This window comes from Dolichospermum sp. DET69 (genome assembly GCA_017355425.1).
Classification (GTDB): domain Bacteria; phylum Cyanobacteriota; class Cyanobacteriia; order Cyanobacteriales; family Nostocaceae; genus Dolichospermum.
Window position 1 is genome coordinate 1,387,750 of the sequence record CP070233.1, and the last position, 23,330, is coordinate 1,411,079.

Here is a 23,330-nt window from a genome sequence, read left to right on the forward strand (position 1 = left end):
TAGCGTACTTTTAGCTACATGAGTAGTTTTTTTCACTAGCAGCAAAAGTGATAGGCAGTGTTTTTCATTCTACTTGTCAATTGCTGATATGCAAAACAATATATGGTGAGTTAATAACTTTTGTGCGTTGACTGGCTACTAATGCCTGATATACCATGGCGGCAACTTCGGCACGAGTGGCTTCCCTGGTGGGTGCTAGTAAGTTGGGATCTGGATAATTAACAATAATTTTCTGCTGGGTAGCGATGGTAACTGCTGTTCGGGCATATTCGGGAATTTTATCTTGGTCAATATAGGTTAGGGTTTTTTGTTCAGTTGCCGAAAGTCCCAATCCGTTAACCAAGGAGACTATGACTTGTAGCCGTTGAACGTTTTGGGTAGGACGGAAGGTGCGATCGCTAAATCCGCCCACAAAACCGCCTCTGGCTGCTATTTCAATGGCGTTAGCTGCCCAAAAATCTTTGGCGATGTCTGTAAATTCTGGGGAAGGACGTTTCGCTGGGGGATTAAAGGCAGCGGCGATTAAAGCTGTGTATTGGGCGCGGGTCATAGCTTGATCTGGTTGGTATGTGCCATCAGCAAAACCCTGAGTTAAGTTCATACTAACTAATGCCCGAATAAATGGTTCTGCCCAATGGCCAACAATATCGGAAAAAGAGGGAATCTCTGTCTCTGGTTTGACAATATAGGCAGAGGGCAGAGGATTTTCTAACCCTGTGGCCACGAGTGCCTGATAAATGAGAACTGCTACTTCAGCGCGAGTGATGTCCCGCAGTGGTTCTAATTGATCTGGTTGAGGATAATTGACAACTAATAGTTTTTGCGTAGCCACTGTCACGGCACTGGTAGCGTAACTAGGAATCTGGACGCGATCACGGTATACCATTAAAACGTTAGGATTACCACCACTTAAGTTTAAACCGTTAACAATGGAGACTAGTGCCTGAATTTTGGTTAAGTTGTTTTCTGGACGAAATGTGCCATCGGGAAAGCCTTTCAAAAAGCCTCTATCCGCAGCACTGGCTATGGCTTTAGCCGCCCAAAAGTCTGATTTTACATCTTTGAACTTATTTAGTTGATTACTTTCGGGTAGTTGAAATGTCTTTGTCATCAAGGCCGCATATTGGGCGCGGTTAATTGGTGTGGCTGGTTGAAAAGAGCCATCAGGAAAACCACTAATAATATCTTTACTGAATAAGGCTTCTACGAAGGCTGCCGCCCAATGTCCTTCTAAATCAGCAAACCTACTGCTTACTCCTATTTGACTAGGAGTGTCAGCGGTAGCAGCCATGAAATCTATCGCCCCAATCACCTGGGGAAGACTTAACTGATTACCCACAGAGATAATTTTTTGATCTGTAACATTTTGTAAATCGAATTTACCCTGTTCTCGAAAAATGTTGTCAGCAGGATCTTGGGGACTGCCTAAATCAGGAACAGCATTACCATTGACTAAAAGACCACCTTGGGTATTATTAGTAATGAGATTCCGCCGTAATACTGGTTTAGCATCACGAGACAGAGCGATCGCTGTCCCATTGGCTGAAAGTTGATTATTTGCGACTAAAGGCGCAGCAAAATCACTAATAGCTATGCCTAAAGCATTATTTTCAAATACATTACGCAGCACTTCTCCTTTGCTATTCTTAGCCATGACTAGCCCACTCACTTTATTGTTAATAAACAAATTATCTACAATACCCGGTTTAGCATTACCAGTGGTGAAAATTCCTTCTCTAGTACAGTTCTTAAATGTACTATTAGCCACGGTAGGTATTGATGATTCAATCCACACACCAGTACCTTTAGTAGCAGGATTAGTCACCGTCACACCCAAAAGACTGGCATCACCTTCTAAGAGTAAAGTGATATTCTGTACCCCAAAACTATGGCTGGTATATTCTCCACTGCCAGAAATGATCATTTCCTGACCTTTATTGGCCTCATTTCCGACTATCAACATGGACGGTGGAATGACTAAGGGAAAGACCTCTCCATTGGCTGTGCTATAAGTTCCCGTAGTTAACTGAATAATTGTTGATGTTTTCGCCTGTTTGAGGGCGCAGGTAATACTTTTTAGGGGATTGGCACGAGAACCCGTATTAGCATCATTTCCTGTAACAGGATTCACATAGAGTGTGGCCACAAGACTAGAATTAACCATTGATTGTTAAACGTGTAAGGTTTTAATAGTGACATCCATAACAATACTATTGCCAAATTACGAGGGTGAGATGATAATGCTTTAACCATGAACTCCCGTTTCTCACTCTTGCTTGGCAAAAACAATCAGCCTTAAAAATTCCTTAAAGGTTTCCGACAAGGATTTTTTAAATGTATTGACGGGGTAGATAAGGGTTTTAGATTCTAAATTACCTTTTCCTCAAAACGCTTATGTATGCTTATTTTTGCCGTTTTTGCCAAAAATTATCAAGGCTCTTATTTTGGCAACAGTATTGCATAATTAACCATATTTTTAGTTAAAATCCGGTTGATGAAAAAAAAGGAATAGGGAAACCCTATTCCCTTCGTGTCCTTCGTCCCTATTCCTTGCGGAACGCTTCGCGAACGTGGTTAATTTTCTATTTCTTTGCTTTGAATTTCATAAATCCTGCTAAAGTAACAAGTTAAATTAGCAGATTTTATGATTTATATATGAACAATAACGATCTAGCTTTTACTCCGGCTTTAGAATTAGCACAATTAATCCGTCTGCGGGAAGTGTCACCTTTAGAGTTGGTGGAAGTATATTTAGAGAGAATTGAACGCTTAAATCCCCAACTGGGAAGTTATTTTACAGTCACGGCTGCAAAAGCGATCGCTGATGCTAAAAACAAAACGGAATTACTGACAACGACTTCAGAATTACCGCCGTTTTTTGGTGTGCCAATTTCCATTAAAGATTTAAGTGCAGTTGCAGGTGTTACCTGTACTTACGGAAATCCGGCACTGTTAAATAATATTGCTAATCATGATGATGGCGTAGTTACAAAAATTAAACAAGCTGGATTTATTATTCTTGGTAAAACTGCAACTTCAGAATTAGGCTCTTGTCCTTACACCGAACCTCCGGGATTTCCACCAGCGAGAAACCCTTGGAATTTAGAATATACTCCGGGTGGTTCTAGTGGTGGTGCAGCAGCATCAGTAGCAGCAGGATTAAGTGCGATCGCTCAAGGTTCAGATGGTGGTGGTTCAGTCCGTGGTCCGGCGGCTTGTTGTGGTGTTGTTGGCATCAAACCAGCTAGAGGAAGAATCACTAAAGCCCCTGTAGGCGATCGCTTAGGAGGCATTGCTGTTGATGGTCCTCTTGCTCGCACAGTAGCTGATGCAGCGGCAATGTTAGATGTGATGTCTGGCTATGTGACCGGTGATCCTTATTGGTTGCCAGATCCGCAACCATCATTTCTCGCTGCGACTCAAATTAAATTAGATTCTCTAAAAGTTGCCTTTAGTACCAGTATTCAGCCCTTTGGAGAAGCTGATGCTAACTGTAAACAAGGAGTATTAAAAACAGTTGAATTATTGGCACAATTTGGACATCAAGTTACGGAACAATATCCAGACTTTAGCGGCTTAATTGAACCATTTATAGCAGTTTGGCAAGCGGGAATAGCAGCAGCAGGAATTCCCTCAGAAGCCTTACAACCTTTGAACCGCTGGTTATTAGCAAAAAATGGTTCTGCCGGTGAATATCTGCAAGCACTGTCCCAAATGCAAATTACCTCTCGGCAAATTATTGCATTTTTTGATACTGTAGATGTGTTAGTATTACCTGTTTATTTACATTCTCCCATTCGTGTAGGTGAATGGGCAGATTTGAGTGCAGAAGAGACATTTGCCAAAATTGCCCACTGGGTTGCCCCTTGCCCTGTCGCAAATGCTACCGGATTACCTGCGATCGCTCTTCCTGTCGGTTTTGATAGCAATGGTTTACCCCTGAGTGTGCAGTTAATTGGTAAACCTGCGGCTGAGTCTACTTTAATTAGTCTAGCAGCGCAATTAGAAGCCGCTAATCCTTGGATTCAACATCGGCCAAAATTTTAGATAAACTGTCAGAATCAGGATTTAGAGGATTTAAAGATTTACAGGATTGTTATCCATGAAATAATCTGAAAAACAAAAAGTTTGCAAATATCTCAATATTAAATCCTGTCAATCCTTAAATCGGTGGGTATCCTGATTCAGACATTTTAATTAGCAAGTTTTTCCTGTTCACGAGCATCAACAACTAGAACTAAACAAAGTGCTGCAACTGCTTTTTCCCATTCTTGACGCACTTTTTCCTCTTCAACCCCATCAAATAAGCCTACCAAACGAGGAACAGCTTGTTCTAAAGCTGCGTGGGGTACAGGACGATGTAATTCAACTAAGTGATTAATACTTTCTTGATTGTTGAGAAAACCAACTACCCATTTTGTTGTATGATCTGGACTGTCAGGAACACGCTTAACTCCTAATTCATTTTTTAGCCAATCATAAAAAAGTGGTAAATGTTCAGCTAAAACTGCACCGGCTGTAGGTAAGGTTTTTTTGAGTAAGTTAATATCTAAACTGTCCAATTCCTTTTTCAAAGCGGGTGAGTTAAGTACCTCATTTAAAGGTGTTGCAAGTATGGATTCTATTTCTGTTTCGGAAAAATCTAGATTTTGAGTGAAAGTTGAAATTAAAGATTTCATTTTTTACACTCCAGAGATGATCTCTTAAAGGTATAAAATAATTATAGCAATACTATAAGCTGTTGCTCATCATATAATTTCTTTTGCACTGGAGTATTGACAACCAAAAACGCAAATAAATGCTGGTAATTAATCAAAAAATCTGATTTTATTTGCCACTTATTATTTGATATTTATTTACAAAACTTAACTAATGGACAACTGATTTGGCATCACAAACAATACATACCCCACCATATTTTTTGAGAAGTGGTCTAAGTACAGAAAATAAGAGAGCATTACCTTCAGACTCGCCCAAACCGCAGTTTTTGATGCTATAAACAGTATTACCAAGACTTACAAAAACTATCATTTCACAGGTACAGCCCCGACAATTGTATCAGCAGAAGCCGCCGCCGCCTCAGCCGCTTATACCGTTCTCATCAATCTCTACCCTAACCAAAAAACCTTCTTTGATACTGCTTTAACAGCCTCCCTAGCTAAAATTACTGACGGTGAAGCAGAAACTACGGGAGTAACCTTTGGTCAAACTGTTGCCAATGATATCCTCACCTTGCGGAGTACAGATGGGTTCAATACCACCGTAAATTATACACCTGGAACTAACCCTGGTGATTGGCAACCAACACCACCAGCTAATGCTTCAGCTTTGTTACCACAATGGGGACAGGTGACACCATTCGGATTAACCAGTGGTTCTCAATTCCGTCCTGCTGGTGAACCCGCTTTAACGAGTGATCAATATACTACAGAGTTCAATCAGGTTAAGGATTTAGGCAGTATTAATAGTACCACCCGCACTGCTGACCAAACAGAAATTGCCAAATTCTGGGCAGACGGTTCAGGTACATTTACACCTCCTGGACACTGGAATCAAATTGCTCAAAATGCCGCTGCAACCAAGGGTAATTCCTTAGTAGATAATGCCCGTTTATTTGCCTTATTGGATATTTCCTTGGCTGATGCAGGAATTGCTGCTTGGGATGCTAAATATACCGAAAATTCTTGGCGACCCATTACCGCAATTCAAAAAGCTGATACAGATGGTAATCCTAATACCACTGCTGACACCAATTGGAAACCCCTAATTACGACACCGCCATTCCCCAGCTATATTTCTGGACATAGTACCTTTAGTGGGGCTGCGGCAACGGTATTAACGACAATTTTGGGTGATAATGTCAGCTTTAGTCTCAATTCTCTGGGAACTCCTGGTGTTAATCGTACTTTCACTAATTTTAATGCTGCTGCAAATGAAGCGGGAATTAGTCGGATTTATGGCGGGATTCATTTCAATGCAGATAATAATGTGGATGGATTAGCTACTGGTAAGTCGGTGGGTAATTATGTCTTACAAAACTTGTTAACGAAGGATGTTCAGGCTCCTGTTATTCAGGCAAGTTTAACTAATGATACGGGTAGCAGTAATACCGACAAGATTACGAATAATCCTGCTATTTCTGGCACGGTTACGGATGAAAATGCGATCGCGGTCTTCCGTGCCAAGTTGGACAGTGGGGCTTTTGTGGATGTTTTGGGAACTCTGCAAAAGGTCGGTTTTAGTTTAGACAGTGCCAAGCTGAAGGAAATTAATGGTAATACGGATCTTAGTCAAGGAGAACATACTCTTGGTTTAGAGGCAACAGATAGCAAGGGCAATGTTTCTGCTGTCTTGAATTACAGTTTTACCTTGGATTCAGTCTCACCGATCGCGGCGATTACGAGTGATTTGAGTAACGAACCAACCAGTTTAGATGTCACGGTGAGCGAAGTTGTTTCTGGGGAAGTTTTTGCTCAGGGTTCCTACAGTTTGAAGGTTGTGGGTGGGTCCAATGATGGTCAGTCCGTTGTGATCAATTCTCTTACTAAGGTTAGTGATACTTTAGTTCGATTGAGTTAGGTTTTGGGGATGCGTCTAAAGCGTTATTACAGCAGGCGTTACCTAATGTTGATCCATCGGTATGGGATGAGGTTAAGGTGATGTTTGCGCCAGGTTCGGCTCAGGATCGTGAGGGGAATGCCGCAACTCAGGCGATGATTGTCCCTGTGGCTCCTGATCGTTTGCCTGCTCCGTTACCGCCAGGGGTTGATCCGAAGTTGGTGATTTCGCTACCTACTCAAATTCAGGACATTGAGATTAGCTTTGTTATGGATGATGGTGATAGCGCACCAGGTGATTTTGATTTTAATGATCTAACCCTCTATCTGGACGACATCAATACAGGGATTATCTTAAATGGTTGGCCGAATGATGCCAATGATTTCAGAAATACAGTTTCAGGAACACCTCTGAATGGGGATGCAATTCTAGCCGCCCTTGAAGCTGATGGTAAATTAATTGCTACATTTAGTGATGCTGATCCAAGTGATAATTTCTGGGATTTAAGTGGTGGTTTCGATGCGACCCTTAAAATTAAGTAAAGTTATCTTGCCATTATTCCCAAACAAGGTTTGGAAGTAAATGAATAAAACAAGTCTCAGAGGTCTAGGTTTATTAGCGGCAATACTATCTTTGGCTACTGGTTGTGGTCTAAGTAATTCTCCCATTACGCGGAACCAAGGGTCAGAACGAACTCTTAATTTTCCGACTAATCGCTCTTTAGGTAAACTCTATATCCTAGAAGAGAACCTTCATTTTCTGAGCGGTTTGGGTAAGGAAGAAAAAGGAGAAGCACAAGGTAGCGTTCGTGTTGTAGTACCAGATGGATGGTTGCTAGAATTGCGGGTAAGTTCCGAAGCATCCAGCGATCTTTCTGCACTCTCTGCCCTTAAAGCTAATGATTTACAGGCAATCTCTCTATTACAATTGATAAAAAAAGACTTTTTCCTTCTTGTTATGCGCCATAGTGCGATCGCTTTTTGGGGTGTGAGAGGGCGATAGCGAAGCGCGACCTAGGAATCGCTTTTGGGAATGTGGAGGGGTGATCGCTTTTTGGGATGTGAGGGGGCGATCGCTTTTTGAGGGTGTGGGAGTGCGATCGCTTTTGGGGATGTGAGGGGCGATCGCTTTTGGGGATATGGGAGGGGCGATCGCTTTTTGGATGTGGGAGGGCGATAGCGAAGCGCTCCGTAGGAATCGCTTTTTTAGGATGTGGAAGGTGCGATAGCGAAGCGCTCCGTAGGAATCGCTTTTGGAGGATGTGGGAGGGCGATAACGTACCCGCAAAGGCACTCAGTCCTCCGTAGGAATCGCTTTTTCGTCCATGTTGGTGTGGGCTTTTCCCATTTTCTTCGATTCAGATTAGAATGAAGATAATATTCAGATTCAGTATTCAACACTTATTGTAAGAGAATTACTAATCATGACTAAACTAGAAATAAATCAATTCCAGTCTAATCTGACTAAATATCTTGACTTGGTAATCAAAGGAGAGAAAATCATTATTACACAAGATAATAAACCAGTGGCAGAAATTTCCCCAATTCAACGCCCATTGAAACGAGGTAGTGCTAAAGGAAAAGTGTGGATATCATCAGATTTTAACGAACCTCTCGAAGACTTTAAGGATTATATGGAATGAAATTATTATTGGATACCCAAATAATTATTTGGTTCGTTAACGATGATCCGCAACTGAATGATCATCTAAAAGATTTAATCGAAGACAAAAACAATACCATTTATTTAAGTATTGCTAGTCTTTGGGAAATGTCTATTAAATATAATTTAGGAAAACTAAAATTTGAGAGGTCATATCAAGAGTTTGTTGAGTTAGAAATTATCCAAAGTTGTATCAATTTACTTGACATCAAAGTAAACCACCTTTATGTTCATTCCCATTTGCCATTGCATCATAAAGACCCCTTTGATCGGCTCATTATTGCTCAATCCATAGCCGAAAATATTCCTCTCATCTCCGTTGATTCTATTTTTTCGCAGTACCCTGTAACAATAATCAATTAACTAGTACGATAGCGAAGCGCTCCGTAGGAATCGCTTTTTTGGGATGTGGGGGTGCGATCGTTTTTTTGGGGATGTGGAGGGGCGATCGCTTTTGGGGATGTGGAGGGGCGATCGCTTTTTGGGATGTGGAGGGCGATCGCTTTTTGGATGTGGGGGATGCGATCGCTTTTTTGGGATGTGGGGGTGCGATCGCTTGTTGAGGGTGTGGGAATGGGCGATCGCTTTTTGGGGATGTGGGGAATGGGCGATCGCTGTTTGGGATGTGGAGGGGCGATAGCGAAGCGCTGCTGCAAGCAGTTCGCTGTTTGGATGTGGGGTGCGATAGCGAAGCGCTCCGTAGGAATCACAAATATCTCATAAAAACTTTTGCGGTTATAATTATTAGCAATACAGTAAGTTATATTTGCTGCTATGAGTAACGCATTACAATACATCTGTGATTCAGAAGGGCAAACAGTTTCCGTAGTTGTCCCCATTGCCCTTTGGCAAGAAATAATTGCTGAGAGAGAAACTGCTTATCTACTGAGTAGTCCAGCCATGAAAGCAAGATTACTTACAGCTAGAAAACGTCAAGATGGAATTTCTTTAGAAGCAGCCTGTGAAAAACTTGGAATTTGATGCAGATGCTTTTGAGGACTTAGCTTGGTGGATCGAAAGCGACCGTAAAAAAGCATTAAAAATCATCAAACTAATTCGTGAAGTACAACGTAATCCATTTGAAGGAACAGGACAACCTGAAGCTCTAAAACACGATCTATCTGGCTGCTGGTCACGGCGAATCGATCAAGAACATCGTCTGGTTTATGAAGTCCTAGATGATAAAATCAGAATTCTCGCCTGTCGCTTTCACTACTGAAAATCGCTTTTGGGGATGTGGAGGGCGATAGAGCAAGCGCTGACTTGTCAGTTCGCTTTTTGGGATGTGGGAGGGCGATAGCGAAGCGCTCCGCAGGAATCACTTGTTGGGGGGATGTGGGGGTACAGCTAGTGTGTTAATTCTGAATTTCCTGTGAGTCTACCGAATTATATTCCTTTTCAGTTGGCCAATGAGTTTTCAACTGAAGTCGAGATACATAACGTACCACAGTTCTGGCATCAACATGAAGTCGTCTTGCTGTCTCCCGCAAACCTAATTTTTCTACTTCTACTAATACCTTTAACTTCTGTTCCCATACTTCACCAAAGGCTTTAATTTTACCGATGCGTATTTTATCATCATCATTTTGATCGGGACCTGTTCGACAATAAATCATGCCACAAGCACAAGAAAAAGTACCCACAGGTTTTTTAGCATCACAACATAGAGTAATTGTCAAATTTTTAATTACTGGCTGAAAATAATGGTCTGCCGCAGCATTGAGACATAGCCAAGGTGGATTACCAAAAGGTTTGTATTCGTAATTGTGTTGGAAAAATTCTTCAGGTGATGTTTGCAAAAATCTCATCATCAGTAAATGCCTGATGGGATGAAAGGATTTTCTATGCTTCCTAACAATACTACTAACCCAGTTATTTTTATTCGTGAAACTCACTATCGAATTGACTGCATTGAGAACTTCACGACCGTAAAATAATAAGAAACTATCTAGTAATTTCTTCTGATAGATTCGACCAGTAGCTGTTGCCAAACCATGCTCAATCATCAAGTTGACATATCGTTTCTGAAACCAATTAATTGCCTGGGAAGTTAAGTTACTATTTATCAACCAAAAGATATCTTTAGCCAATACCAGCAATTTTTCTAGTGTTTCACGACTATAAATATTATCCTGCTTATTTATATGACAATTTCTTGTACTACTTGCATAATATTCATGTCTATTAAAGCCTTGTAAAGAGACTATACTATTTTGCAAAACTTGCCGATGTAATGGACAAACTAATACTCCTGGTGTTTGATGGATACGATGCCAGTATGACTCTCCATAATTGTGTAAATCTTCTTCTAAACAAGTAGGGCAAAACCGAAAATACTTAGGCATAGTGATTGAACTTGCCATAATTCCGGCTCTGGTATGAATATCGCCTCCATCATCTCCTTTCATTGATTCTAAAACTTGACTTGCCCTTTCTGTCGGTAAAAAAGGACTATATAACGGGTAAAGAGTATGTTTATATATCAAATCTTCTATCTGATAATTTGAAACAAACTGAAGATTTTTAATTAAATAATCAAGATTAGATGGTAAATCAATTGTCGCTATAGTAGTTTGCGAATTAAACAATTCCTTGAGTGTCGTTTTTGGACTGGTATTACCACTTCTAATATGGTAACGGGCAAGAATACTGTACAAGATTTCATCTGGATAAGGCTTGGGTAAAAAACTAATCATAAAGAAACATCTGAACCATCTTGCAGATTCTTAACCATCCAAGTAGTGTCATAAAGCAATATGCCCTCAGACCTAAAAATAAATATTTTAGATATTACACAATGCCTATAATAATCTAACTTCAGGCATTACACAATACCTAAAATATTTTTGATGAAGTCGTAACCTTCAACTTTAGCCCCGGATGATGTTTATTATGATTAGGAGGTATTGAGTCATTAAAAACCAATGGGTAAGAAAGGGCAAAAAGGACAAAAAGACGTACCAGAACTGTACGATGAGGTGAAGAAGAGAGTTAGTGCGATTCGTTGTTAGTTGAATCACGGTATCCAGCCCGTACATAAGCTAACCAACCCAATCTAGCAATAGAAGAAGGTTGAACTCTCGGTCTGATATGGGTGAAAGTCCCATCTACCAGACTCAGGTATGACTCCCTATCTGCCTACGATGACCCGACTCGGTTTCGGGAGGTCGAAGCTCTTAACTGGACGCAACCAGACATCCGTTGTGGGGTGACACTGGTGCTAACGGGGAGTTCCCACGGTGAAACAGAGCCTAGAAAAGCAACCTACTTGTGAGCAGGACACAACATCAAAAACCTGACTTCATTGGAGATAATTCCCGCCGCATTTTTAACTTAATAGCGGTAAGAGTCTAGGGATTCCAGTGGTTGAATTGGCTACACCTAACGGAACTATCAATCAACCGAGGGAACGAATAAAAACGAGTTGAGGGTCTGAGGGCGGTCGAACCCCAAGTAGGCTGGACGAGCAGCGGAATCCCCCCAATTCGGGTAGGACAGACCGTAATTGGTCTGAGGTGTTCAGAATACACAAATTGGAGCAGAGCATGATTGGACACAGAGATAACTAAGCGTGAATCTTGGAAGACGTTGCCCTGGAAGAAATTCCGCCGCAGCCTATTCCGCCTACAAAAACGAGTGTACAAAGCGGTTCAAGTTGGCGACAAGCGCAAAGCAAAGTCCCTACAAAAGCTGATTCTGAAATCAACCGCAGCAAGATTACTGGCTATTCGTCAAGTATCACAGCTAAACGCACAGGAATTAGACCGCAGGAATTGACGGCAAAAAGTCCCTTAACTTTAAGGAACGCTTTGAGCTTAATGAACTGCTAAAAGCATCCGTTAGCAACTGGGTACACCAGGGACTAAGAGATATACCCATCCCTAAAAAGGACGGTACTATCAGGATTCTGAAAATCCCCACTATTGCTGATAGGGCGTACCAATGCCTTATCAAATACGCATTAGAACCAGCGCACGAAGCAACCTTCCACGCTTACAGCTACGGGTTTAGGACGGGACGTTCAGCGCATGATGCACAGAAAATCCTGTTTAATAACCTAAACTCATCCTGCAATGGAATAGATAAACGAGTTATAGAACTCGATATTGAAAAATGCTTTGATAGGATAAACCATTCCGCCATCATGGATAAACTCATCGCTCCTAAGAGTATAAGACAGGGAATCTTCCGATGTCTCAAAGCCGGAGTTAATCCAGAGTTTCCCGAACAGGGAACACCTCAAGGGGGCGTGGTAAGTCCACTTTTAGCCAACATCGCCTTAAATGGGATTGAAAGTATTCATAGATATCACCGGATGTCAGGCTACAGAATCACAGACAAAACCACCAGGAAAGATATTACCGAACCATCAATTCGATATGCGGACGACATGGTAATAATACTCAGACCACAAGACGATGCCACAGAAATACTTGATAAAATCAGTCAGTTCCTAGCAGAGCGGGGAATGAAAGTCAGTGAGAAAAAGACAAAGCTAACCGCCACGACAGATGGGTTTGATTTCCTCGGCTGGCATTTTAAAGTCCAGAAAAACGGAAAGTTTAGATGTGTTCCATCAGTGGACAACTTTAAATCTTTTCGCAAGAAAGTAAAACACATCGTCAACAACTCGAATTATGGTGCTACCACAAAGGCTGAAAAATTAGCCCCTGTAGTTAGAGGCTGGAGGAATTACCACCGCTTCTGCAAGATGGACGGGTCAAGAAACTCGTTATTTCACATCCAAAACAGAGCATTTAGGGTATTCAACAAGGAAACTAAACAGAATCGCTATACCAGTAAGCAATTACTAGATAAGGCGTTCCCAGCAGTTCCTTACTCCGAAAACAAACACATCAATGTCAAAGGTGAGAAATCACCCTACGACGGAGATTTAAGTTATTGGAGCGAACGTAACAGCAAGCTCTATGACAACCATACCTCTAAAGCCCTTAAACGGCAAAGCCATAAATGTGGTCATTGTGGTCTTAAAATGCTCAGTGATGAGAAGGTACATTTACATCATGTTGATGCCAATCATAACAATTGGAAACCAAAAAACCTTCTAGCAATTCATGAAAGCTGCCACGATTATATTCACATGAGCAAAAGCGAAAGCTAAGAATATCGGAAGCTGGGTGCGGTGAAAGTCGCACGCCCAGATTTAACAGAGAGGGGCGCGGGATAATACCCGCCCTCGACTCTACCACCTAGCCCTAACTCCTACGGGGATTAATGGATTGGATGCGATCGCATCTAGCCTAGATATCAGCAGATCAGAACTTGTGGAGCAAATTGGCACGAAGCGAATTCTCTTGGATGTTAATGCCTTAACAGAGGAGGATAGAGAAGCCATAAAAAAGCTCTGACAGAACTGATTGCTCTTTACCGTGAGCGTCTTAGCAGTCAGAGTTTATCTGCTGGTAATAGTTATGAGGGAAGCGTTAGCGAAGCTGACAGTAGGTATCTGATAATACAAATACAAAACCAAATTGAGCAATGGGAGGAAATCCTCTCAAAAATTTCTCAGTAAAACGGTAATTAGCACGAGTTATCTCACTCCCCAAAGCCGGAGAATACAACTGCTCAACGCCTGACGGCATCTAATGCTGAAGCACCTGCGAACACTGCCAAACCAAGCGAAATCGGAAAAAGCACTGCTCAACGCCTGACGGCATCTAATGCTGAACCACGTTGATAATATTGCTCTAAATGGCGGGACTTTGACTGCTCAACGCCTGACGGCATCTAATGCTGAACCACGGTGGGATTCTTGTATTTGTCTAGCGACTTTAGACTGCTCAACGCCTGACGGCATCTAATGCTGAACCACAGCGATTAGTACAGCCTATGAACTGTAGGGCTTCCTAAACGATTTTACAAGCACCTCCAATTAGAAATGAGTAAGTTTGCAAAATTTAACAGTTTAGCGTCAGTGAATGTAACCCAAAAGGTTTATGTTTAAAAGCTTTCCAATTAATTGCAAGCATATTTTATAAGAACAAAAACGCTGTGTTGCCTATCAGGTAAGGTATTGATACTACTCATCAATGAATTTTAACTGAACAGGCACATATCCTTGTAAAAATCTCAATATCCTCTATATTCAGACAGATTGAATGACAGTCCATGATAAATCAGGGGGTTGCCATATTTGAGATTCTTGTAGTGTGTAACGTTGCCAACGAGTTCCCTTTGAGCCAACATGATCAACCCAATAAGGTAAGGTCAAAAACCCTGTTTCATCTTGAATTAACCATAGTAGAGACTCTCCTTGATAGTTCTCTGGTACAAAACTCACGGCATTGACAAGATCCCTGCTTTCACCCAGGCAAAGTCCACCAAAACGATTGACTGAAGCAGGATTGTTAAAAGCTTGCTGTAATCGTTCTAGTAAAGTAGGTGTTGCTTGATCTTCTCCTGTTTTTAACCAAACAACCAATTCAATATTGGTAAGTAATTCCTGGTAATCAGGACGAGAATTACTAAGATCATGAATATTCTTCTTTTTAAATCGCCTGGATGTGCGAATGACAACGGACTTTTCTGGTTCGGAGAGTAGAGCTATGGCTAATTTTACACCACAATGCTTATATCTATTTTCTTCCCCTACAAGAGACAATAACATTCCATATACTGTTGATGGAGGAGGTACGGGGTATGTTTCAGCGTATTCTCTGGCACGAGATTGGCGAAAACACGCTATGGGTACTTCGACTTTTAAGGCAATTGTTGTCAAATTATTAACTCCTTAATTAGAGATGCAAATCTTGATTAATTACCTGTTTTAATGCTGCTACGGCTGCCTTCACACCGGGAAAAACATGAGTCCCTAAATCCTCTAAATCCCTAGAAATTGCACCCCCAATCCATAATTCATTAGGTTCAATATCTCCAGCCTCAATTCTTCGTACTAAATCTGGCACAGATATATTTCCTAATTCATCAGTTTCAAAACAATAAAGAATGCGAGGGGAAAAATCATGTGTCCACCGCAAGATTATACTTTCGGGAGAGAAGTCATAGAGAAAACGGGCATGATTTCCTGCAACTTCACCAATGGAAATTAAGCCATCGAGAATAGCATTTATACGAACTTGATCTGTTAGACTTTGAGGTATTAGTGCAAACCCATATTGATAACGAGTAGCGTGAACTTCTGTTCCATAAAGAGAAGTTCGTTCTTTTTTACCACTTACTGCATTAAAAGTAATATCCCCAGCGAAAGGAATCATTGATACTGCACGAGTAACTTCTAATGCACCTCGTCTAGCGGTTTTTTTCCCTTTAGGCTTTTGCTTACTCTTGGCTTTACGAGTTTTTTTGTTTTGATCTAATGTTTCTTCCTGTAATTCATCTTCAGATTCCTCAGATATTTCGTTTTTTGCTGCTTCTGCCCGCATAAACCCCAACACATCATCATCTATAAAGCGAACATTATCAAAGTTGATATCTTGCCAAACGTGTTCTGATTCTGGTTGGGCATTCTCATTCCAAATTCGATTTACTGGATAACCAGAATTTTGCCAATAGTAACGTAATGCCCAACGAATCGCTTCCGCAGAAACAGTAGTATGTACTTCTCCTTTCCATATTATTTTCTGCAAAGAAGTTATATTACCTTCATTTTCTCCACGATTATTAGCTGCTGTTCCATAACTGGTCAGAATATTACCAAATAGATGTAACATAAGGGTTATTGAATTGAAATCAATTATTTAATTATGTAAAAGTGTGATTAACTTTCAGATTTTCCTGACGTTTCTAATCCAGGTTCTTTTCTTTTTTGATAACTGGCAATAGCAATAAACGTTAAATCTCTAGCTATCTGCCAATTAGTTGCTCCGGTGGTAATAGGTAGTAGTTCTTCCCAATGTTCCTGTAAAATTGAGATTTGCCCTGCTTTACCCCAAAATTCAGCAATAAATTTTCTAAAATTATCTGCATTAGTACAGCGTCCTAATTGAGATACAAGTCGTTTGTTTTCACGTTCTATTTGTGCATAATCTCCTTCCTTAGTATTTGAATATATTTTGGCGTATCTTTTCCTTAATGCTTCATGGCAAGCTAGGATAAAAAGCTTTTGACTAGGAAAATCAAAGTTTGAATTTTGAATCATATTGTATATTTGTTTGTGTTCTTTAAAAATTTGGTTTAATAGATTTTTATTTTTTATCTTTATATAAAAGTTAGACCACCAGGGGAAACCTTTTGCTAAATTATCTGCTATCATTCCCCGAACAAAACTGATATAAAGACAATTTTGATTTTTGTACTGAAAAAAGCCTGTATCTGCAAAATATCTACGGCTGATTTGATAGTAATAGTCAATTTTTTCGTTTAATTCAACTATAGCGATTTCTATACGAGTTTTTTGTCGTTCAGACCAATCTGCTGTTCCAAATAGTATTACTTGGCATTGCTTCACTGGATTAAGCTGATTCATTTCTCCAGCGTTAGCGTAAGTCAAAAATTTTAATCCAGCATCTCCTATGCTAGAGGCATGGAAATATTTGTAACTCAAGTTCTCTAATTGCCAATAATACTGGGCATATAGTTCTAAATCCAGCACTTTAGGAATAATTAGAGCATACTGTGTCTCGTCAGGAGAAATGGGCGATAGCAAAGCAAAATACTGACACGCCATAGGTGCAAATAATAAAATTAGAGCATATTCTGGTTTTTCTTTAAACGTGGTTTCTTTTTCAAAGGCATAATGACGAACTACACATCCAGGATATAACCAACCTTTTACACCAATTGGATTTTTTAAGAATTGTCCATGATTATCACAGAGATGTTTAGCAAAGTGCTGATTTGCATAATAAGCAGCTTTTTTATACTTAACTAGAAATTTAATTTTATCAATAGTAATTAGACTAGATGCTGTACCTGCGGACTTAAAAAACTTATTGTGCTGTAAAAATGTTGCTGTAATACCTTGATGGATAACTATCTGAGTTTGTAAATCTAGTGGATTATTTAAACCCATGAGAAAGATTAATCCATTATCGCTAATCTGAAAAGATTGCTTTAATAACCAGTCTAAGACTATAAAATCTTGCCCTTCCCAAAAAAGGCTAATGCTTCGAGGAGTAAGTGACCAAGTTAAATTACCAACTCTTTGAGTACATATAGGATAAATTTTCTCTAACTGCTTGAGAGTCATCCAAAGTCCTGCCATGCCTGCACCATGCAACCATGTCATATTAGAATCGCTTAAATTTAGCTGGATTTTTGGCTTAACTAAACTCTCAACTATCGGCATAACAGTAATTCCTATCGGCTATTTTTGATCGGGACAAATACTCCACAACCCATTTTGTGTTTTCCGCCAATACCGTACACTTGCAGCATCAATGAATCTTCATCACTGAGATTTTTCACCTCTAATCTAAAACCTACAACTGTGAACTTCTTGATTTTGATAGTTCTACGTTCTGGCTGTCCATCTGTGTTAGTAGGAATGCGAACTGTTCCTTGAATACCCAGTTTTTCTAGTTGGCGTTGTGCTGCTGCTAAAAACGTTTCTGGTTGTTCATAACCCTTAATTACCACGATGCGCGATCGCAAATTTTCCACAGGTTGCAGCAAGTAAATTTGAGGGATTCCCAAGCGGATAGAATGCTTGCCAATGGTCAGTGATTTTCCAGCGAAGGAATAAACCAAGGGAATTTTTTCTGCTTGTAGCCGCATCCTTAGTCTAGAATGGTCATTAAGTTGAAGTTGAAGCAAACCTTGTTTATCAGGAATGCCTGGAATAGTTTGAATACTGAGGTTATCCAGAGCATGAATTTGGGATTTTATGTGCGATAGAGCAGCATATAACCCATAGCCATGATCTATAGGCAAAGTTTGTCCAATTATACTGAAACTTAAATCCACGTAGGTTAACTGAGGGTTTAAAGCTTCATTTGGATACATCTGCACTGAACTTTTACAAGTTTGTAGGCTGAAATTGCTACTCATGTTTTTCATCCCGTATCTTTAAAAATCGCTAACTATGAGACAATCTAAAGTTATTTTTTTAGATTACCCCATTACTGAATCTTTACCGCAATGCAAATTTTAATTAATGTAAAGCTAATTATTTTTTTGAATTAAAAATTAATATATAGGAGTCCGGTTTGATTCCTGAATTTTCCTCCGTAGGAAGGCAAGAGGCAAGGGGATTCGAGAATATGAAGGTGTACTGAGGTTTTTTCAAAAATCAAATAGGAGTCCTATATTCTATAAATTTTATTTAAAATGAGTTATTTGAAAAAATCTTCTATAGAAGTTGCTAAGAATTTTATTATTAAAATATGCGTAGTTCTATCTATCACTTGGTTCATATCACAGGACAGCAGACAATTAATAAAAAAAGTGTCTGGCTTTTTGAGAAGATTTGGGTTTATTGCCTTTAAACAGTTATAACCATAAAAATCTACCATACAATCTGAAAAATATTGGTCTTGAAAAATAAACTTACCACCAGGTAAGAGACTCATAAACTTTTGCTTTACTAAATAAGACTTATATTGACTACGAAGCCAAGCCAAACCTTTAAAAGAGAAATTGAGGTTAATTAGTTCACAAGTAGTCCTAGCAATCATTAAGAGTTGTTGTAAAAATTGCTCAGTATTATCATTGTTTTGTTGATTAATTAGGCAGTTTCCTAAGTGAGCAGCATAATAGTTTATACCAGCACTTTTCAAGGAAACTAAGCTATCATATAACAAAACATTATGAATAGCACATACCATTACACTAGGAAATTGGTGAGTTCTATGCCAGTAAGCTTCACCATAATTTTTCATATCTTCTTCCAGACATAAAGGGCAAAATCTTAAAAATTTTAAGTTATCTGTTGAATTTAAAGCTACCTTAGCTACCTGAAAAATTGACTGATTAACTTGTTTCTTCATTACATCTTTCAGCAACCAAGCTTCGTTTTGTGTAAGGAAAGTTGTATAAAAAGGATATAATGTATGACCTTGAATAATATTCTCTATAGTAATACTTGTTCCAAAAGGTAAAATTTTAATTAGTTTATTTAAGTTATTTGGTAAAATCAGTCTTCCTTTTTGTAAAGATGATTGGAACAATTCCAAATGTGATTGCCTAAAACTTTTATTACCACTTCTAATATGATATCTAGCCAAACCACTATATAAAAGCTCATCAGGATAAAGTTTAGGAAAAAAACTTAGCATATAATTTAATAGGTTTTAATAAAATCCTGTACTGGATCTTTGATAATTCCTAATGATTTCAAATCTTCATAGGCAGAAGTTTGATCTTTCTTAGCTTTCTCAACAATTTGCCGCATATCATCGGTTTGATATTTTGGTTTTACCTTGGTCTTGGATGTGGTTGTTTTAGTAGGACTTACCTGAGACTGTCCACCACTTAAAGCAAGAGTATACGCTTTCTTGACTAATGATGTAATATCTTCATCATCTTCATTAGATGCAACAACTATCTCAGCACACTCTTTAGCTGTAGATGCTTCCACATCCAAGTTTAAAAGTTCAATAATTACATAATTAAGCTTAGGTGAAACAGTATTACCTTGTTTTTTTCTGGCTAATCTGCGAATTTCTTTTAAGTCTCTTCCTTCTAAATTAGATAAACATTGTTTATAGTATTCTGTCGTATCTAAAGGAGCGATATCTTTATATTTAAGCATCCACTCTTGATCACCTGATCTGATAGCGTCCAACATCGGTTTGACTAAATATAGTCCATCTTTAGCAGCTTGTCGAATTAAGTCAACAGTAATTTTTTCGTCACCACCTAGTGAAATAGCTCTCCATTGAACCATCTTATAAAGTTTGATAGCAATATCAATAATACCTTGAGATTCAGAGTAAAAATATTTATTTATTTCATTAGAGAATGATACAGAAGTTTTTGTCCATTGGTATTCCCATATTCCTTCCATGAAGAAATCCCATTCATCGTCTTGCAACATTCTATCCCAAATTACGCTTCCTTCCCCAGTTCCTCGTCTAGCATTGCGGAAGTTGCCTTGTAAAATTGGAAAAGCTTCATTTGTTCCTACCCGAATTACTGGAACTCCTATAGTGTTATCCATTTTAACTAAAAAATTCAATAAATCATCTTTATTCCTTCTAGCATTAACTAAATTTTGCATTTCATCTATAACCAAAACCCCTAAGTTGTGAGTATGAGAAATTTGGGCAACTTGAGCCAGCATATAATCTTCTGAGTTACCTCTAGAACCAAATTTTTTGAAGTAATTAGTACCCAAAAGTCTGTCAATAGCAAGAAAAATATCAACACATAAACCTTTCAAAGAACCTGCGTGGGGACAATCAACTTTTAGCCAAACAATCTGAAAAGTGCTTTGTTCTGGGTGGAGAATAACCTGGGGATATAAAGCAAGAATATTCAGGAGATTAGTTGATTTCCCCATACCTGATGGTCCAATCAATGTCAACCCTGATGCAGAAGTAGGAACATCAACATAATTATCTAATGTTTTACCACCACCATCTTTTATAGCATCATAAATTTGTCTTGATCTACGAGCATAATCTGGTTTTAAAATGTTTCGAGCTAAGTAGCCTTGCATGATTAAAACACAAATTACTTTCTGTAGTTCGACTGTTTTATTTTGTGGATCAAAATATCTGGATAATCTTTCAATACAATGAAACCTATATTGAGCCTCTATTTCTCTTTCAGCAGGGTTATAATCAGGCGATTTTATAACTCTATCAACAAACTCTTCTTTTGATAGAATGGGAGGTAGTGCCTGAATTAATGGGTTGCTATTATATTCAGGTAACTGATGATCGTTGTATTTAGCAAGAGCAGCCCATTCACCATTGGGGATTTCTACCCATTTAAAATCATTCTTTCTTTCCACGTTTGCGCTCCAGTCGTTTTTGTTTGAGAATATCTAGATGGTTGGGTTGTAATGACTGAGGCTGTTCAGTATCTTCAATTTTTGTCTCTATAACCTCTATAGGCTCTATGGTATTTGGAGTTTCTACTTTTGCTAGTTCAAAACTCTCACTTTCACGGCGTTTAGTTTTTTCAAAATTTCTATTATCTCTAATTTTCGCTACTTTTTTACTAGCACTAATCTTATCATCTTGAACTTCCTCCGTCATCGCCTCAGCTTTTTTAACCACATTTTCTATATTAGCAAATAGATCAACTTCTTCTTGCAATTCTTTACCTTTATTTTTCTGATTTTGTAATTTTTCGTAATCAAACAAATATTCAATATCATGCAAATTTTTATTTATATATCTTGCTTCAGGATCTATGAGGTAACACTTTTCAAAATCTCTGCCATCGGGGGAACGTAGATAAATATAATCGAGATTTCTGATATCATAAGAAATTTCTAAAAATTTATCTGTTTTAGAAAGTAAATTACTTCTAGCTTTCTCGAACCAATATTCTTTCTTAGCTTTTTCACAGGTATAGTACATTCCTTTAAATTTAATTCCACGAGCAGTGATAGTTGCCCTATCCACTGGCATAAGATTTAGTTTGATAATATCTTCAGGAAATGTTCTAAGTCTACCAGAACGATTGGCAATTCCCCATTTCCATAACTCTCTAGGTATGGGAGTGACATCATCTGCAATCATCATCTCATCTCTATCATACTTCTCTAAGAAATGATGATTGTTGTGGTAAAGAATTAAATTAATAACAATTTCAGTAAATTGATTGATATCTAATCTGCTATCTAAACGATAGTCATGCCCTCCTCTTTGCCTAAAATCTGTATCTATATAACCAGGAACAAATGGCTTAACATACCCATGAATAATACGAAAATGCCTTTCGACTAATCCCTTCAAATCTGCTCGATAAGGAGCAGCATTTTCTATGCGAACATTAAGATTTGGAATTAATGTTTCTACTTTCATTCCTGCAAGTTCACCTCTGTCACCCAAAATTGCATCTGGAATGTGTTGACACAACCATTCTTCTTCTGTAATTTCTATACCGTATTCTTGACAGAACTTCACTTTATTTGTAGCAGCATTAGCTAGAGCCATCATTGCTCCTGTCCAAGATGGTCCTTCTAACCCAACATAAATACCTGTGATCATCCGACTGAAAACGTCAATAATTACATAAATAATTGGTCTACCAATAATCCAATTACGATTGTATTGAGAAACTAGGTATACATCAGCTATAGTGGCATCAATTTGGTATCGAGAACCTGGTCCGATAGTTTCCATTTGGGATGTTCCCAGAATAGCTCTATGTTCTAGATCATACTTTTTAGCTCCCTTTCGAGAAATTATTGTCTTCCTAATATCTGTCTGTTCTACTTCGTACCAGTATTTGAATTGAGTAAATGTGGGTCTTTGCTCTGGTGAAATTAAAATACTTCTTCTAACACCATTCTCATCAAAAATAATTTCTTCCGCATAATATTCTTTTATCATTAGGTTATAAGCCGTAGTCAGAAAATTTTGCTTTGGGTTATTATAGAATTTAGATATGGCAAACCTAAATACTTTTTTATCATCTTCAGTTATATTTATTCCCGAACCTATTTCAGAAATATGCGCGTATTTTCTTGGTCTACCTCTTTTTTTATCTCCCGAAGCTTTAAGTTTACCCTTGCCACCTGAATTAACATAGTCAGGTAAAAGAGCATTTTTATTTTTACCTCTTTGCCAAAACTTTCTCAAATATTTATAAACTGTTTTTTCAGTTAGTCTTTCCTCCTGCTTCTGTTTAGTATATTGATTAATAATATTTTTTATAAGAGAACCACGTTTATCTCGATAGTATATTTCTGGTTCTTGAATAACTAAGGTTGAGATTATATTCCATGCTTTATCTCTAATTTCTTTTTCTTTATCTGATAAATCTTCATCTCTTACTATTCTTGCCCAAGGATCTGATTTGAGTTTTAAAGCTCGACCATCATGAATAGCTTCTATTGTCGCTGTAATATTTTTAGGCTCAGGAAATCCTTTATCAGCATTGATATCAAGAACAAAGGCAATTATGTACCCTTCATCAATCCAGATAATTCTCTCTATCAAGTTTTCACTAGATTCGTTAGTCCATTCTATTAAATCGTTGACAAATAAATTGCTATCCATAATCAATGATAA

19 protein-coding genes, 2 pseudogenes and 1 CRISPR repeat array are annotated in these 23,330 nt (G+C 38.7%); of the genes and pseudogenes, 9 read left to right on the plus strand and 12 right to left on the minus strand.

Annotated features, from left to right (window positions below):
* Positions 1-76 precede the first annotated feature (76 nt).
* Positions 77-2,164: an S-layer homology domain-containing protein gene (locus EZY12_06705; protein QSX69321.1), complete on the minus strand. Its 2,088-nt coding sequence runs from the start codon at positions 2,162-2,164 to the stop codon at positions 77-79.
* A gap of 491 nt (positions 2,165-2,655) precedes the next feature.
* Here EZY12_06705 and EZY12_06710 point away from each other — a divergent pair, with 491 nt between their 5' ends.
* A complete protein-coding gene (locus EZY12_06710; protein ID QSX69322.1) occupies positions 2,656-4,047 on the plus strand; it encodes an amidase in 1,392 nt (463 codons plus the stop codon).
* Positions 4,048-4,193: 146 nt separating this feature from the next.
* On the opposite strand, the gene EZY12_06715 is transcribed toward EZY12_06710, so the two are convergent.
* Both EZY12_06715 and EZY12_06720 read right to left on the minus strand, forming a co-directional pair.
* A complete protein-coding gene (locus tag EZY12_06715) occupies positions 4,194-4,679 on the minus strand; it encodes a hypothetical protein (GenBank protein QSX69323.1) in 486 nt (161 codons plus the stop codon).
* A gap of 190 nt (positions 4,680-4,869) precedes the next feature.
* Positions 4,870-5,031: a hypothetical protein gene (locus EZY12_06720; GenBank protein QSX69324.1), complete on the minus strand. Its 162-nt coding sequence runs from the start codon at positions 5,029-5,031 to the stop codon at positions 4,870-4,872.
* Between the two features lie 201 nt (positions 5,032-5,232).
* Between EZY12_06720 and EZY12_06725 the strand changes: the two genes are divergently transcribed.
* From EZY12_06725 to EZY12_06745, 5 genes are all read left to right on the plus strand, one after another.
* Complete coding sequence (locus EZY12_06725) at positions 5,233-6,579, plus strand: vanadium-dependent haloperoxidase (protein ID QSX69325.1); 1,347 nt, start codon at positions 5,233-5,235, stop codon at positions 6,577-6,579.
* Between the two features lie 80 nt (positions 6,580-6,659).
* A complete protein-coding gene (locus EZY12_06730; protein QSX69326.1) occupies positions 6,660-7,100 on the plus strand; it encodes a hypothetical protein in 441 nt (146 codons plus the stop codon).
* 40 nt (positions 7,101-7,140) lie between these two features.
* Complete coding sequence (locus EZY12_06735; GenBank protein ID QSX69327.1) at positions 7,141-7,560, plus strand: hypothetical protein; 420 nt, start codon at positions 7,141-7,143, stop codon at positions 7,558-7,560.
* Between the two features lie 421 nt (positions 7,561-7,981).
* Positions 7,982-8,200: a type II toxin-antitoxin system prevent-host-death family antitoxin gene (locus EZY12_06740; protein ID QSX69328.1), complete on the plus strand. Its 219-nt coding sequence runs from the start codon at positions 7,982-7,984 to the stop codon at positions 8,198-8,200.
* Entirely contained in the window at positions 8,197-8,583 is a 387-nt protein-coding gene (locus tag EZY12_06745; GenBank protein ID QSX69329.1) for a type II toxin-antitoxin system VapC family toxin, read from the plus strand. The genes EZY12_06740 and EZY12_06745 overlap by 4 nt, the downstream gene beginning before the upstream one ends.
* On the opposite strand, the gene EZY12_06750 is transcribed toward EZY12_06745, so the two are convergent.
* The gene (locus tag EZY12_06750; protein ID QSX69330.1) at positions 8,580-8,930 is read right to left on the minus strand and encodes a hypothetical protein; all 351 of its coding nucleotides are present in this window, start codon (positions 8,928-8,930) and stop codon (positions 8,580-8,582) included. The two genes, EZY12_06745 and EZY12_06750, sit on opposite strands and share 4 nt — an antisense overlap.
* Before the next feature lie 64 nt (positions 8,931-8,994).
* Here EZY12_06750 and EZY12_06755 point away from each other — a divergent pair, with 64 nt between their 5' ends.
* Positions 8,995-9,201, plus strand: coding sequence for a prevent-host-death protein (locus EZY12_06755; GenBank protein QSX69331.1), 207 nt, complete (start codon positions 8,995-8,997; stop codon positions 9,199-9,201).
* A complete protein-coding gene (locus tag EZY12_06760) occupies positions 9,182-9,439 on the plus strand; it encodes a Txe/YoeB family addiction module toxin (protein ID QSX69332.1) in 258 nt (85 codons plus the stop codon). Before EZY12_06755 ends, EZY12_06760 begins: the two co-directional genes overlap by 20 nt.
* Positions 9,440-9,599: 160 nt before the next feature.
* Here the strand turns inward: EZY12_06760 and EZY12_06765 are convergent.
* Positions 9,600-10,916: pseudogene (locus tag EZY12_06765) on the minus strand (TniQ family protein).
* An 853-nt stretch (positions 10,917-11,769) separates the two neighbouring features.
* Between EZY12_06765 and EZY12_06770 the strand changes: the two are divergent.
* A pseudogene (locus EZY12_06770) lies at positions 11,770-13,342 on the plus strand (reverse transcriptase N-terminal domain-containing protein).
* Positions 13,343-13,801: 459 nt separating this feature from the next.
* Positions 13,802-14,053: a CRISPR direct-repeat array (repeat unit 37 nt; unit sequence ACTGCTCAACGCCTGACGGCATCTAATGCTGAACCAC).
* A gap of 273 nt (positions 14,054-14,326) precedes the next feature.
* Here the strand turns inward: EZY12_06770 and cas5 are convergent.
* From cas5 to EZY12_06805, 7 genes are all read right to left on the minus strand, one after another.
* Entirely contained in the window at positions 14,327-14,959 is a 633-nt protein-coding gene (cas5, locus tag EZY12_06775; protein QSX69333.1) for a type I-MYXAN CRISPR-associated protein Cas5/Cmx5/DevS, read from the minus strand.
* A 16-nt stretch (positions 14,960-14,975) separates the two neighbouring features.
* Positions 14,976-15,911: a DevR family CRISPR-associated autoregulator gene (locus EZY12_06780; protein ID QSX69334.1), complete on the minus strand. Its 936-nt coding sequence runs from the start codon at positions 15,909-15,911 to the stop codon at positions 14,976-14,978.
* Positions 15,912-15,958: 47 nt separating this feature from the next.
* Complete coding sequence (gene cas8a1 / locus EZY12_06785) at positions 15,959-17,488, minus strand: type I-MYXAN CRISPR-associated Cas8a1/Cmx1 (protein QSX69335.1); 1,530 nt, start codon at positions 17,486-17,488, stop codon at positions 15,959-15,961.
* An 11-nt stretch (positions 17,489-17,499) separates the two neighbouring features.
* Positions 17,500-18,144 carry a type I-MYXAN CRISPR-associated protein Cas6/Cmx6 gene (gene cas6 / locus EZY12_06790; protein ID QSX70549.1) on the minus strand — a complete coding sequence of 215 codons (645 nt, stop codon included), beginning with the start codon at positions 18,142-18,144 and terminating at the stop codon, positions 17,500-17,502.
* A 329-nt stretch (positions 18,145-18,473) separates the two neighbouring features.
* A complete protein-coding gene (locus tag EZY12_06795) occupies positions 18,474-19,415 on the minus strand; it encodes a TniQ family protein (GenBank protein ID QSX69336.1) in 942 nt (313 codons plus the stop codon).
* A 5-nt stretch (positions 19,416-19,420) separates the two neighbouring features.
* Positions 19,421-21,130 carry an ATP-binding protein gene (locus EZY12_06800; GenBank protein QSX70550.1) on the minus strand — a complete coding sequence of 570 codons (1,710 nt, stop codon included), beginning with the start codon at positions 21,128-21,130 and terminating at the stop codon, positions 19,421-19,423.
* Positions 21,081-23,318 carry a transposase gene (locus EZY12_06805; GenBank protein QSX69337.1) on the minus strand — a complete coding sequence of 746 codons (2,238 nt, stop codon included), beginning with the start codon at positions 23,316-23,318 and terminating at the stop codon, positions 21,081-21,083. Before EZY12_06805 ends, EZY12_06800 begins: the two co-directional genes overlap by 50 nt.
* Positions 23,319-23,330 lie beyond the last annotated feature (12 nt).